A 12,469-nucleotide genomic window follows, 5' to 3' on the forward strand; every position below is an offset into this window, starting at 1 on the left:
GTTAGCGTTATTTCCAGACAAATGGAGTAGAGGGATATCGTTTATCTCATTAACAATCGTGCCGTATTTAGCCTCCGCACTCGTTGTTTGCAAGACAAATCTTGGATCTGATCTAGTGGCTAAAATGTTACTCGCTTACCTCACAGCATTCATAGGGATCGGCTCTATTCTCACATATCAATTATCCTTGATACGTCGTAACATTAGACAGTTGCGATAATCTCGATCTTTTATCCTAACCTATCACTATGCACTGCTAGTGCTTTGTTGACTTCATTCCACAATAAATCTCGATCACTCTCGTGTAATCGACTGGAAAGAACCTATCTCGAACTTTTTCCAAAGCTGCAACCAAACGTTCTTGGTCTGCCTGCTGTAATCCATTGACATGCTGACATTTCACACACTTCAACTCACGATCAGGAATGCTTTCACCGCAAGCGCAGTAAGGATTTGATGGCTGTTGTAGGGCGGCGCGGATTGTTTCCCAAACCACAACCTCCCACGTACAATAGTCTGTGTTTGTCAAATCCTTCAAAGAATGAAAACCCTTTGACTCATGTAGTTGCTGTTCCGCATACTACAAACCTTTCCCGTTCCACATCGGTCGGGGTTTGACGCGAAGATCACGGCGAACATACTCAACCGTGCTATTTCCTATGAAATTCGACCATGCGCTATGGATAAGGGCTTATCTCGCCATCGAAATATTTCGACTGTATGGTACACGCGTGTACTGCTTCCGGCATATAGTATTTTCGTTGGTCATTTAGTATTTCATTTTCCCACAACGTATCACGGAACTATAGGTCTGTCACGTTGTCATTCTGGTTTGTACCCGCAGGTCAAATGCGTAAATTTGAGCAAACTCTGCTCAGGAATGAAAGATACCCTTGCGTCTGCGAGAAGCATTTACCATTTACTAATGATCGTTAGTACCATTATTTTCATCGTATCGCTCAGTATGAAGAGAATAAAAGATCCTTATGATCGCGCCTTGTTTGAAATCAACCAAACGGAGGACACACTGAAATCTCTCGCGAAAACCAATAAGGCTAGATTTGTTTATGGTAACCACTTTCTTGTTCTCTCGGAACAGGATTTAACTGAAATGGTTAAGAGATCTAGGTCGAAAGACAAAATAATTGATTCCCTGACCAACAGGCTAAATGACTTGATATTAGAGGACAAGGCAAACATGAGGATATTGAAACAATATTTAAGGCAGTCTCTGGCGGATCTTAAAGAACTTCAATCACTTGTTCCAATTTCCCGAGATAACGGCAATGATCAACTTGCTGATTCCTTAGAATTTAGGGCGATTCCAACACAAAAAGGACGAATTAGAGAAATACAGGGATTCCTGGCTACGGGGAAGGTCGATTTCTCGGATAGACCAGATGTCTCCCCGTATGACATGTTTTCCAAGGAATACAAACCTGATAGTGTCACCCTGATTCAGCTCAGTGCTCAGTCGGTGTATTCGGATACAACTATATTCGCATACATATTTGATGAATATCCAGAATTTATACGCTTAGTTAGGGATAACCATCACAAGCCAATCAATGAAGTAAAGGAGTTATTATCCGAAAAATCGGAGGAATTCAAGAAGAGCAAACAAACTGACATTGAACTCCTTGGACTAAGAATGAACATCGACAACTCACACATAATAGCACCTTTTGCGTGTATTGCGCTTGAATTGTACTTGCTCGCTTTACTCTGGCATGTATTTATTCTTCTGCGCACTACGTCCAGCGCTCACATCGTGAGAGAATATCCATGGATATTTCTTTTTGAAAATATTCTTGCCTACACTATTTCTATGGCTTCCCTATCCTTTGTATTGCTCGCTACTGTGAACCTTTTATCTAAGTCCCTAATGGGAGATGGTTGGAGGTGGATATACTGGTCATACGCAATCAGCAACATGGTTCTGATGATCATAATTATGCTTCTCAGTATGGTAATCAGAAGAAAAGCGCGCGAAAGCTCTGATATTGACGCATTTTAGATCTTAGCAATCAGTAGGCTTTCGTAAGTCTTTTTTAACAATGGCTTACCCAGGAAGTCTTTTGGGCATTACAAGTGGGAGTTGCTCATTCATCCAATGCTTCAGTTCAAAAAGGATTGGCACCGCCTTTTTCGGTCTCAACCGTGTCTTTTATTCCCTATCTAGCCGCTGCCGACGAATTTGTTCTTCCAGGGCATGAAGTTGCTGAATGTGCCCCACGACATGATTAGCCAGATGTTTATTACGGAAGAGAGTCAACGTTTACGGCGGGCATGCGCCATGCAGTAGACCGTCAACATGTCGGCATAATTTCCAAAAAGCTTTCTGTACACTGAGTAACCCTCTACCCGAAGGATGGCCTTAAAGCCACCAAGCATTTGCTTGGGGCCGCTTTGGTCATGGCCTTTACGGTAGTCAAACAGACTCAGTTTGTCACATGGGGCATTGTAAACCCACATAAAGTATCTGATGTGAAGGGGTGGGTTCCCAATTGGTTGCCTTACCAGTACTACCAAATACAAGAACGAAGGGATGTAGGTTACCTAGTGAACCTGTAGCAAAGCCCTCAACTCTGGAATAATAATCTGGTCACTTTTTTGGATCAAATTGACGTTACTCCTTCCACTTGATAACTTATCTGTCAATTTACCGAGCACCGTTTTCCCGTATCTGTATCGCTCTGGATTGCTGTCATAAAGTTGCTGAAGTTTCTTAATGACGTTGGCAAAACTGAATTTGTGCGACTCATTGTTCCGCTCTGCTTCCATACGATATTTTTCAATCTGAGAATAAAGTTTATCCAGAGACTTGTCTCGCGTTTCCTGGCTTGCGGTCACGATCGCATCTTCTATGAAACTCTCAGCAAATTCGGGATAGAGCGCCTTGATGTGTTGCGGGTTGATGAAATAGGCTTCCAAGTCATATCCACTTGTCAGAAATAACGTATGGCGAACCGTAGTCGACCGGTTCAGTTGATTGAGACTATACTCGATACGGTCTTTGTCCGGCTCGTCCCCATCGTAAATATCGCTGTCCCTATGGAAAATGATGTCACTCAAGTCCGGCTTATCGGTCAACTTAACTTTACTGCTTTGAATTGCGGCCATAAGGTTTCCTCTGCCATGATAAGAGATAAATTCTGTTATGCCACGATCAAATCCTTGCATTTCAAATAATTCTTGGACGTAAGTCAGGTCTTCATCTTCGGAAAGAACCAGGAATTTTGTATTGCTCCTTAGTGCCGAAAGTTCGGCAACCCTCGATTCCGCAGCAATTCGTTTGTCGGCTTCTTTTTTTATATAGTCTGAAACGATCGGCAGGATACCCATTTCCTGATCGAATAGTTCGATTTGATCTACCGGAATTCTGATCAGATTTGTTCCCGACTCCTCGTCCGCCATCTTTGCCAAATAGAGGCTGGTTTCAGTCACGTAACTTTTTGCTAATGAATAAAAAGCAGGTGAATGCGTATTGATGAAGATCTGCAAGTCCCTCGAAAAGCTGGCAAATATTTGGGACAACTTGAACGCATTGCCCATCTCCATATTATTTTCCGGTTCTTCAAAGCCCCAGATGGTATCCGGGTTAATGATTGCTCTACCAGTAATGGATTTGTAGTGCGCCGCAATGAATTTCAGGATTATGGGGATGTGTTGCGCTTTGATACCGTCACCCCGCTTGTTCAAAGAAATTAATTGGCCGCTTTTATCCAACGCAAAATCCAGTGTGGAGAATAATTGCTTAAAGTCGGAAGGTATTCCTATCTGGCTGGCGTACCCAAGTTCCTGGCTGATTGTTGCGACAAGGCTTTCTACTTGTGATTTCAGTCCCTCCACAAAATTCTCGGATGCTTCACTGAACGCTGCAGGGTTGATTTCACTGAGTGCGTCGTGGAGATCCCCCATCAAATAATTGAAGTATTCTGTTCCACGAATCGCGGGTACATACTTATACTTTACTTTTTTTACCCACTGTAAGGCACCACTTCGCCCTGAAAGCTCGCTTTCCCCCCTAGTCGCTATTTGGTCTTTAAACAACCCGTCCTGTCGCCAAATTTTTGTCCACACGATAATCTCTTGGTCTTTGAAACGATTTGGGGTTTGAAATTCCAGAATCACCTTGATTTCAGCCGCTTTTTTACGGCGTTTGGGTGCGAATTTTGAATAATCTTCCGAAAATCGGAAAGGTGTGCCAATCTCAGTCTCGCCGTTAAAAAAAAGGTTTAATGCTTTGAGAAAATTGGATTTCCCAATATCATTTTGTCCAACAATAATATTGAGGTGATTCGGGCTTAGCTTAGGGTCAAAGCGTACGATTGAACGAAAGTTGTGTATTTCGACTGACTTAATAATGATCATTGAATACTGGTTTGAAAAAAGAGGGCTCTTAGGTGTCTGAAGGTCAGTGTTGCATGGCCTAGTTGCTAGCTAGAAATTCCAGGCACATCTCAGCTCATTGGTCTAAATCTTTCCTTTACGGATGCATAACTTGAAGCAATTCTACCGTAGTCCGTTCATCGTGGGGTCGGTGAAAAAGGCTTTGCAATAGGACTATTTTTTTTGTCAAGCAGGAACTCTTACCATTAAGAGCTCCTGCTCTACCCGCGATATTCCAATCGGAGAAAGGTGTACGAAATCTAGCTCAGTATCATATTCAATCAATTTCTCTTTGTGAAGTGGTGTAAGGACATGTTTGCGAAACATAGATAACGAGCTATATTGAGTCCATTCAAAAAGATCCTCCACTGCAATTGCATTATCGACCTCTGAATAGGTCAATATTAGAACCTGGTCTTTGAAAGGGAGTCCTTTTTTAAGCACCCTTTTTTTGCCGTTTACTTCCCATATTTCAGGAATCGATTTAAGATTAATAGAGTCAACTACCGCTTGCGCTTCTTCAAAGGACATAGTGTGGTATATCCTAATTAGCTCGCATAGCACCCAATCAGCCAGTTTTACAATTGTTGAAGCATCAATAGCATTAGCGTCTATGTCACCTCCTACGTGTCCAATTCCTCTTTTATTACGAAGGGTATAGATCAAAATTATCGCGCGAGGGATCGTCAGCCTCAATGATTCATGACCTTGATTTTTTCCAGTTTTTTCAAATTCCTGAAATGCTTTTACCAAATTCGCAATTTTACTACCGAAAGGCGTAAATTGCCCTGAATTAAGTTCACATTCGATAAAGCGAAAAATAGTTTCACAAAACTTACCTGCACTTAAACCGGAAGAATCATGTTCTTGATTGTAACCTGCTTTGGCGTGTCGATGTTTCAACTCTAGGTATGTAGCAATAATTCTTTTTTTGAAATTTTTTTCTACACCGCCTAACGCTTCCTCAAGAACTTGCGAATTATGCATAGTACTCATACTGTCCTTCGGAATTTTTTTCACGTTTAAGTTTCTGGGATTTGATCATCCTTTTAAGCGGGGTAGAAAGCTCATTTGTGGAGTAGCTCTCAGCTTTCTTCACCTTTAAATGTTCGATTATTTCTCAGATTTTTCGTTTTTGTCCAAAATATCCTTCATCAATTAAAACACCAAAATAATATGCAGCTCCCTTTTTTCGTGGATTGCTAGATTTGGCCTTTTGCTCTACGCCAGACGCCGAATCATTTGTTTGTTTTCTTTTCGTGCGTCTTCCTCCACGGGAAGTCTTGCTAAATGCAATTGATCCTTTAATAACTGAGTCGTCTGCTATTTCCTTCAAGATTTCGAGCGCAATTTCCCGACCAGGGACACTTAGTTGAAGTTTCGAAGAACTTTTAACAATTTCATCACATTTAGCAAGCCAGCCCTGAAAATGGGTATCATAGAGCTTTGTTGAATTAAGTAATTCACTAAGCACTGATTTTTCAACTTCCGCATGATCTGCACATTCGTAGGCATACAAAGTCAGTATAGCAATTCGAATTGACTGGTCCAACTTTCCGGAATGCTTTACACGTGAATTAACTAACTTTAGTTTATTGTCTTCAAGCCTGAAATATCTAGGAAGAACGTCACTGTGGCCTGTATCGGCATCTATTGTGGCATACTCGGCATCGGAGATGTTGGTAAGTTCTCGTGACGAGGACTTTGCCGTAGGATTAACCTTGATGAAGCTCGATCCACCAGCAAACGGGTTCTGTATCCTTCTTGACTGCACGTTCCCGCCTAGCATGATTCCAAAGGCTTCGGCGAAAACACTACCGACTTCATTTGTGAATCTAGATTTCAGTTTTCTACTGTCACCTTTTTGTTCGTAGTCCAGCTTGTTCATTATCACGCCATTTTCGGTTGATCCGACCTTCCTAATAGAGGAGCCACAGTTAAAACAAACTTTTGCATTCGTTAATAGTTGCTCATTGCAGCTTTTGCACTTTAGCTGCTCTGAGCAATACGGACAAAAAAACAAATTTTCTACCAGTGGTAATTTCTCGCTACAGTGAGGGCAATTCGTATTAGTACTTTCCATTGATTTGAGAAGAGTTAATATTCACGATCGCCGTAAGATACAATTTTTTGTTAAGAAAGCCATAGATCGAATGGTGACCTAGTTTATCTGCTATGCGGCACTGAACTATGATAAGGTGCCGTGTCATTACATCATTGCTCTTCGGATGTAAGTAAACACGGTGCTCGCGGCAATGACACCAAGTCCCTGTAAAATGGACGAATGCGAATTCTACCTAAAGCTTCGTAAGCACGACATAGATTTTTATTACCTGGAGATGCGCCTCATTAGTTACTTCTCTCGATAAGAAAGATGTACTGGCGTCAAAGATACCCGAAACTCTGCTTTCAGCCGCCTGAATAGCTGGGAAGACGTCAAGATGCCAAATACAGCTGTTTGAAATGATTTATTATTCGAAAAACGCGCTCAGGAATCAGATTGTCTCTAAGGTATCCATCCACCGTAGAGTAAAAGGGGGGGATAAAGCGGGAGTCTTCAAAGTTTAACGACATAAATCTCCAAATCTGTTCAGGATCTCGGCGAAGAGTATATTCCATCTTTTCTAAATCCGAGATATGTATTATGGAAAGCGGATTGATGAAAAAACGCTCAAAATTTTCCTTACTTAGGAGTTCAAAAAATACCTTGTTAAATACATCGGCCATCAAGGGAGTTTGTAGAGCGAAATCGTCAACAATAATACAAGGAAAGATGCTGATCTGCCCTTGAAGGTCGTATTGATCATCGAAAATTGGAATAAAGCGATCAAGTTTTTTGAGACTGTCAATAATCTGCCTCACACCAAAACCTTGAAAAAAACTGTCTCTATTCTGCCTGTAAAGCCCTTCTAGTGAGCCTTTATATTTTTCAGCGTCGTAAATTTTCCCTCCCTTTACTTGACCTAAGATGATTTTATTTCCTTGGCGCAGATATAAATCGGCAATTTCCTCTGGGCAGCCTTTCGAAGGGTCTTTCAACTGGTCGAAAGTTAAAAGCGTAACACCATCATATTGTGCAAAACTTGATTTTATAGAATGATCGACTACCTTTTCAAAGAAAAGTCCAAATTCGCCCATAAATGACTTATATTTATCCTTTTGCTTCTTACTAGTCAGCGTTGAGTCTTTCAAAGAATCGAACCAAAAATCATTCATTAATTGAGTATAAGCTTTTAAAATAAGTAATGAGTTATCTAAAAGGACGTAAGTAAAATCATCTATTTTATAAAATGGATTCTTCTTAATATTCAAAATCTTAATGGTGTCTTCGTTCCTCACTCGCTTACTTAAGCTATCAAATCGTTCGCCGTAAATGCTCGGGTCCACCCGATACAAGTAGTCAAGATTCGGGTCTCCACTGTGATTTATGCAATACATCTCATAAATTACGAATACCATTTGAAATGGAGACAATTTATATGTATCCCTCACATAATGCTTGAATTGCTCTCCGTATGGAGAATTAAACTGTAAATGGGCGCACAAAAGGAAACCGCGAGCTGCGACGAGGATAGGGTTTATTTGTACGTTAGATTCGCTCAAAGCTAAGGTTTTAGGATTAAGCTCCTCATTGTTAAATTCTGTTACTTCTATTGGGACATTCGCATTTTTATAGATCTCTTGGTTAACAGCCAACAAGTATCGCAGTATATCAAATAGTTCTTGTGCAGAGCTGCCGTCAGTACCTTTATCATCAAAATCTGGACTGTTTATAATTTCCTCCATGGCGTATAGACAACTTTCTCTGATAAATACCCGCCCGTACTCGATTTCGCTTAGAACATATTGATTGAATACGGTAACCACTCTATCATACGACTCAGGAACCTGAATAAACCGGCCGAGAAGTTCATATTGGAGTTCAACGCTTTCGTCTACCCTAATAACATCTTTCGGTTTTAGCCTATAATTAGTTCCAGCAATAATCTTGATAAGAGCTGATTTGCTGATAGCGGAAATCAGTTCGCAGCGATCTTCAGGAGGAAATGCATCAAAAACTGTCTGATATGTTAGTATTCTATTGTGAATCAGCGTTCTGTCAGCCATGATTGATAAGTTTTCTAGAGAGGGCAATTTAATTATTGATCGATCTCACATTAGTAGCGTCCGACATAAGTTAAACAGTTCGGTCAAGATAGCGGATGGCTAAGTCCGAAAAATGATCGAAACGTAGTTTTGTCCGGCATTAGGCCATGGGTTGTGATCAGTGTTGGGGTACACTCACATGAATTTAGATGGGAAAGCCAAAATATCAAGACCGGGAGCACATTTCTTCAATCAAACACGCTGGCCGCTGGGGATATTCCCGCCTTACTTAAATTCGCGCAAAAACTCTATGAGATATGTAGCACTTTCACCATGATTTAAAAATTGGTTTGGCAGAGCCCGAATCGTTATAACAAAGCTCGGTCAATGTTAAACGATTCGGTTATAAAAATTGAGGTGATCTTCAATTCATACCAACGCCTATGCGAAGTTTCCCCCCAATCAACTCTTATTATGTTTTCCAATCTAATTTCACCAAAAGCGCCATTAAACCGACCGGTGTGGTACCGAAGGCCTTCATTAGGACCAAGTTTTGCGAAATGTTTGGTTACCGCTTCTGGTGGTGAGGTTTCAGAAAATTCATTATGATCATTTATCCCCATCCCAAGTGAGCCGGTAAGCCTAACGGTTACGTTTTGAATCGGAACTTCACCATGATTAAAGATTTGGAATTCAAGTTGTTTAAACTTTCGAATCATTCCACGCGGCCTCTGTTCATCGCCTTTAATCCATCCGATATAACTCGGGACGAATTCAAGCACTGGCTTATTTTCCTCTGCTGACAAATTGTTCCTAGAAATCACTCCCCAAATATTTTCTGTTGTGGCTCTAATCCCTCGGGTAGAAGCTGAAATTACACGGGTCGTGTCACCCAATTTGCCTGCTCGGGCCAATAATTGCCGGTAGAGCGATTGAGAGGTATCACTCTGAATTTTATATTCCTTATGAAGGCTATCTAACTTATGTGCATGTGAGAAGCCAAGGTTCGATACCTCACTCCTCCACGTAGAATCTCTCCTTGCCGCAACAACTCCTTCATATTTAACTTTTCCTGTCGTTAAGAATGCCAAAATCGTAATAATTATCGTCAACAAATATATAGCGAACCGCAACTTGCGCTGCTTGCTCTTCTTTAGGATTTCTGGGATCTCCTTTGCATCCAGTTCTTCTTTTATGCGTATAAGATAAGCGTTAAAAAGGCTCGTGAAAATGCTTAAAAATCCCAAGTACTCTTCATTTAGCCATTCCATCGCCAATTTACTGTTTATCTTATTGATACTTTCCGGATTCACAAGTGTAAGGGATTGAGTCGAAACTTTTTATCGACTCCAGTCCCCTTTATGATTGCCTCTGCTCTCTATCTCTTTTAGCAAATTAGAGAAGGTTTACCGAGGTTTATAAGGGTAGGAAACCCTTCACGCTCTCGTAAGCAGCATCTTATCAAGCTAATCCCACACTTTGGTGACACTCCCTTTTGAGCGGTAAATTCGAACCGACAAGTGCCTTCCACTAGTTACCGCCAGGCTCCAAAAATGGCGCAGAAGCAGCGTGCTGAATCGTCTCCGCGGACATCACGGTTGTAATATGCAACTTCGTCACTTTCCTCTATTCTAAGTGCTACGAAAGCCCGAATTCCTCGACGAACAATTAACGACAAGAAGGACACTGTTCCGAGAAGAGAGCCGGTGCGGCTCTGATGTTAGATATACCATAGAGGGGAATTTATATTAACAATATATGATGTCTTGGAGTCAGTTGCAAATGACACTCAACGACTACGTACGTTCCTGACGAAAGATCGAAAATATCTTTCAAATTAATCGGTTCTACATAAACCGTTACAGCCATCCCATTTAGTACGTGTTTGAGTTCTATGTCGAATCAGGCGGATTTACAATTTTAAAAAATTGGCCTTTTGAGACGCAATTTGCGCACCTCCATAGTCGAAATCTTAGAGTTGAACCGCACCACACTACCAAATCAGACAGGACAGATAAGATCGCTGCTGCTGGTTTCCGCCCGAATGCCTTATTGTAGCAGCAAATGCAAGCAACCCTTTACCTACATATTTATTGAAACACTCATAATTGTAAAAGTAGGCATGAATACGCTACGACGATCAGGCCATTCCTGGGCGTCTTAGGATATCCGACTAAAAAAGACTTAATTTGATTCGGAGAATATTTGAATGATACCAGATAGAATCATTTCATTCGGTCCCCAATTCAGTCACCTATTCGCTTAGCTCGAATAACTTAACTGACAATCAACTACTTTCGTCGATATTTTGCGATTCCAGCGGGATCACAAGATTCAATCACAAAAAACGGTAAAAGCCTGCAAATCAGATCATTTGCAGGCTTTTTTGTTGTAGTGGGTTTATCAAAATATGCAATTATTCCCAATAAAGTGGTGAGTAATTCGGTGAGTAAATCCCTGCTGCTTTCTTACTCACCGACCTTCATCTAACCCATTGTTGCACAAGATGTTCAGCTAGTAAACATCTTGTGCTACCTGACCTGCAAGGCTAACTTTGTTTAACCTTTAAAGCGTCAAAAAGATGAAAACGAATTACAGCTTGCTCTTCTATTTGAAGAAGCCAAAGGGCTACAAGAATGGTGCTGTCCCTGTTTACATGCGTATTACTGTTGATGGCAAAAGAGCGGAGACTGCCACAGGCAGGCAGTGTGATCCCACTCGCTGGAACGCGTCGGCTGGCCGGATGAATGGCGCCAAGGAAGATGCCAAAATATTGAACACCTACCTGGATAACCTGCAAGCTCTGGTATTGAGCGCGCATTGCCAGCTTATCAAAACAGGCGAAGTGATAACAGCCGAGGCGCTCAAAAACAAACTTCATGGGCGGGAAGAAAAACCTCGTTTGTTAATGGGAATTATCAGCGACCACAACCATCGCATGAAAGAGCTGATTGGCAGCGAATATGCACCAGGAACCTACAAACGCTTCAGGGTCGTTCATAGCCATACGCTCGAGTTTTTGAAGGCCAGGTTCAATGCTACCGATTTTGACATTCGCCGAATAGACTTCGCATTTGTCGCCGATTACGAATTCCACCTGCGCAGGGTGCGCAAGATGGGCAATAACGCCACGGTAAAGCATTTAAAGATGTTCCGCAAGATCATCAACATCTGTATCAATAACGGGTGGATGAGCTCTGATCCTTTTGCCAACTATAAAGGCCGGTACAGAAATGTAGACCGCACCGTTCTTACAGAAGAAGACATTGAGGCGCTAGCCCGGAAAGAGTTTGTCTCCGACAGGCTGGATCAGGTGAGAGATACTTTCTTGTTCTGCTGCTTTACCGGATTGGCCTATTCGGATGTACAAAAACTGACCTTAGCCCAGGTAAGTAGAGGTATAGATGGTCTGCCCTGGATTTTTACCCACCGCACAAAAACGGAGACTACTTCCAATATCCCGCTATTACCGCAAGCAAAGAAAATTATGGAAAAATATGCGGACCATCCGGTTTGTGTCAGCAAAGGTGTACTGCTTCCAGTGCCCAGCAATCAAAAGCTGAATGAATATCTCAAAGAGATTGCCACCTTATGTGGCATCGACAAACCGATGACCTCCCACATTGCCCGGCACACTTTTGCGACCACTGTCGCTTTGCAAAACGGCGTACCTATTGAAACAGTATCCAAAATCCTGGGCCATAAGAGCATCAGGACAACCCAGATCTATGCCAAAATTATGGATACCAAGGTCAGCAAGGATATGAAGCTGTTACGTGGGAAAATCAAACAGCTGGCCAAAACCGCGTAATTGAGAATTTGGATGACGATCATCTCAAAAAGGCCATGGAAACGTGGCCTTTTTGCTACTATTTGTTAATCTTGCCTTAGTAATTTGGGCAGACTAGTCACTTTAAACTAGAACTTTTTCAAGGATGAAATACCCTCTCTGTTTTGAGATCGTCGGTGGCAATTTTAAGGATGACGTATA

The 12,469-nt window shown here is 41.7% G+C and carries 8 protein-coding genes; 2 read left to right on the plus strand and 6 right to left on the minus strand.

What is annotated here, in order from left to right; genetic code table 11:
- The first annotated feature begins 880 nt into the window (after positions 1-880).
- The gene (locus AAHB90_RS31360) at positions 881-2,017 is read left to right on the plus strand and encodes a hypothetical protein (protein ID WP_342089283.1); all 1,137 of its coding nucleotides are present in this window, start codon (positions 881-883) and stop codon (positions 2,015-2,017) included.
- A 254-nt stretch (positions 2,018-2,271) separates the two neighbouring features.
- Here the strand turns inward: AAHB90_RS31360 and AAHB90_RS32900 are convergent, their stop codons facing one another.
- The 6 genes from AAHB90_RS32900 to AAHB90_RS31385 all read right to left on the minus strand — a co-directional run bounded on the left by AAHB90_RS32900 (position 2,272) and on the right by AAHB90_RS31385 (position 9,791).
- The gene (locus AAHB90_RS32900) at positions 2,272-2,475 is read right to left on the minus strand and encodes an IS66 family transposase (RefSeq protein ID WP_446717946.1); all 204 of its coding nucleotides are present in this window, start codon (positions 2,473-2,475) and stop codon (positions 2,272-2,274) included.
- Positions 2,476-2,559: 84 nt separating this feature from the next.
- Entirely contained in the window at positions 2,560-4,374 is a 1,815-nt protein-coding gene (locus AAHB90_RS31365) for an ATP-dependent nuclease (RefSeq protein ID WP_342089284.1), read from the minus strand.
- Between the two features lie 204 nt (positions 4,375-4,578).
- Positions 4,579-5,412 (minus strand): hypothetical protein, encoded by an 834-nt coding sequence (locus AAHB90_RS31370; RefSeq protein WP_342089285.1) that lies wholly within the window; start codon positions 5,410-5,412, stop codon positions 4,579-4,581.
- Positions 5,413-5,512: 100 nt separating this feature from the next.
- Positions 5,513-6,280: a hypothetical protein gene (locus AAHB90_RS31375; protein ID WP_342089286.1), complete on the minus strand. Its 768-nt coding sequence runs from the start codon at positions 6,278-6,280 to the stop codon at positions 5,513-5,515.
- 548 nt (positions 6,281-6,828) lie between these two features.
- Positions 6,829-8,499 carry a hypothetical protein gene (locus AAHB90_RS31380; RefSeq protein ID WP_342089287.1) on the minus strand — a complete coding sequence of 557 codons (1,671 nt, stop codon included), beginning with the start codon at positions 8,497-8,499 and terminating at the stop codon, positions 6,829-6,831.
- A 347-nt stretch (positions 8,500-8,846) separates the two neighbouring features.
- Positions 8,847-9,791, minus strand: coding sequence for a hypothetical protein (locus tag AAHB90_RS31385; protein WP_342089288.1), 945 nt, complete (start codon positions 9,789-9,791; stop codon positions 8,847-8,849).
- Positions 9,792-11,059: 1,268 nt separating this feature from the next.
- Here AAHB90_RS31385 and AAHB90_RS31390 point away from each other — a divergent pair.
- The gene (locus tag AAHB90_RS31390; RefSeq protein WP_342089289.1) at positions 11,060-12,289 is read left to right on the plus strand and encodes a site-specific integrase; all 1,230 of its coding nucleotides are present in this window, start codon (positions 11,060-11,062) and stop codon (positions 12,287-12,289) included.
- Positions 12,290-12,469: the final 180 nt, after the last annotated feature.

This window comes from Dyadobacter sp. OTU695, from assembly GCF_038440355.1.
In the GTDB taxonomy this organism is placed as follows: domain Bacteria; phylum Bacteroidota; class Bacteroidia; order Cytophagales; family Spirosomataceae; genus Dyadobacter.